Annotated in this window: 2 protein-coding genes and 1 pseudogene; all 3 read left to right on the top strand. The window is 46.8% G+C overall.

Translation table 11 applies throughout. From position 1 onward, the window contains the following. Positions 1 to 35: 35 nt before the first annotated feature. Positions 36 to 269 carry a glutaredoxin family protein gene (locus ACTHUT_RS19500; protein WP_036472354.1) on the top strand — a complete coding sequence of 78 codons (234 nt, stop codon included), beginning with the start codon at positions 36 to 38 and terminating at the stop codon, positions 267 to 269. 69 nt (positions 270 to 338) lie between these two features. Beyond that, the gene (gene scpB, locus ACTHUT_RS19505; RefSeq protein WP_250600018.1) at positions 339 to 947 is read left to right on the top strand and encodes an SMC-Scp complex subunit ScpB; all 609 of its coding nucleotides are present in this window, start codon (positions 339 to 341) and stop codon (positions 945 to 947) included. A gap of 68 nt (positions 948 to 1,015) precedes the next feature. Next, positions 1,016 to 1,693, top strand: a pseudogene (locus ACTHUT_RS19510) (BCCT family transporter); the annotation flags it as partial. Between the last annotated feature and the right edge of the window lie 142 nt (positions 1,694 to 1,835).

Below are 1,835 nucleotides of genomic sequence, written 5' to 3' on the forward strand. Positions count from 1 at the left end.
CAATGGCCGCTTTTGTCCCTCCGAGAGTAACCGCCATGAAACTGACCTTGATGTTTCGGGAATATTGCAGCCTGTGCCACAAAATGCGCGAACAATTAAAGCCTTATCAGGAGCAGTTTGGATTTGAGCTGGATATTGTCGATGTTGATGAAGATCCGGTTTTAGAAGAAAAGTACAATGAGCTGGTGCCTGTTTTGCTGGATGGCGATACCGAAATCTGCCATTGGTTTTTGGACGAAGAAAAACTGAAAGCGCATTTGAGCGCGTAACAAACCGTTGACCATATTGTCTTTCAGACGGCCTTTGGTTGTTCATGCCGTCTGAACATTGATTTTATTATGACTGAAAAACTTTCTCCCGATGCGCTGATTGAAGCGGCGCTGTTGACGCAAGTCGAACCCTTAAACGAAAAAACCATGCGCGAATTGTGCGTGCCGCCGTTGTCGCAAGACAAGCTGATTGACGTGTTGGCGCAACTGAAGGCTCGCTGGCAGGGCAGGGCTTTGCAACTGGTGCATACCCATGAGGGCTGGCGCTTCCAAATCGTCCAAGCCGCATTTGAACGACTGGGCAGCCTGCAAGAGCAGCGCGCGCCGCGTTATTCCCGCGCCGTGATGGAAACACTGGCGATTATTGCCTATCAGCAACCGGTAACGCGTGGCGATATCGAAGGCATACGCGGCGTGACGGTGTCGCAAAATGTAATGCAAACTTTGCAGGATAGAGGCTGGATTGAAGTCATCGGCCACCGTGATTCTGTCGGCCGTCCGGCTTTGTGGGCGACAACGGCAACATTCTTAAGCGATTTGCGGTTGGAAAGTTTGGAAGAATTGCCGCCGCTGACTGAATTGGGCGAGCTGGTGTTGCCTGATTTGATGGAAACGCCACCGACAGGCGATGATGAAGCTGAAGAAGCAGTTGAATCAGGAAGCAGACTGATTAACTGATTTGAATGTAAAGGCCGTCTGAAACAATCGTGTTTCAGACGGCCTTTATTGTTGTATAACACTATGATGTTATGTGGGGTGTGTTGATTTCGGCTGTGGCCATTGTGTTGCTGGGTGCCGGCGGTTTGCCCATCTTGCAAACCATGACCCTGATTGCGTCTCTGCCGTTTGCGGTGTTGATGATTTTTATGATGGTTTCTTTGTGGAAAGCCCTAAACAACGATGCCAAATATTTTGCAACCGCCGTCAATCCGGGCAGTATTTTCTGGTCGGGCGATCATTGGAGGGAACGCCTTGGCCAAATGATGAATCAGACGCAGGAAGTCGATATCATCAAATTTATGAAAAATACGGCGCTTCCGGAAATGCAGGAATTGAAAGACGAATTGACCGAAAAATACAATATGGACGTAGAAATTCGTTGCCTGTTGCAACAGGATGAGCCGTCGGTGGAGCTGGTGGTACATAAAGGGACGGTAAGGGATTTTGTCTATGGGATTAAATCCGTAAAGCGGGAAATTACCGACCAGTTGATTCGCGAAGACGGCCTGCCTCATTTCAAATATGCGGCAACGTTCATACCGTTGACGTATTTCTCGGATGGGCGCGATGGATACGATGTGCAATATATGATGCAAAAAGAATTGATTGCCGATATGCTCAAGCAGTATGAGCGTTATCTGAACCTGCTTGCCGGAGTGGGGCAGGAATTGATGGGGCATGAACAAGTAGAACTGGCAGAGTAAAATAAATTTAGGCCGTCTGAAAAGTAGCAATATTCAGACGGCCTTTTTATTGCCGGCTTAAAAAATAATTTGTTTAAAATAAATATCTTAGATAAATTATAAGAAAAATCTGATTCAAACTATAAAAAATCTTAGTTATAAT

The organism is Neisseria sp. P0022.S010 (assembly GCF_051956635.1).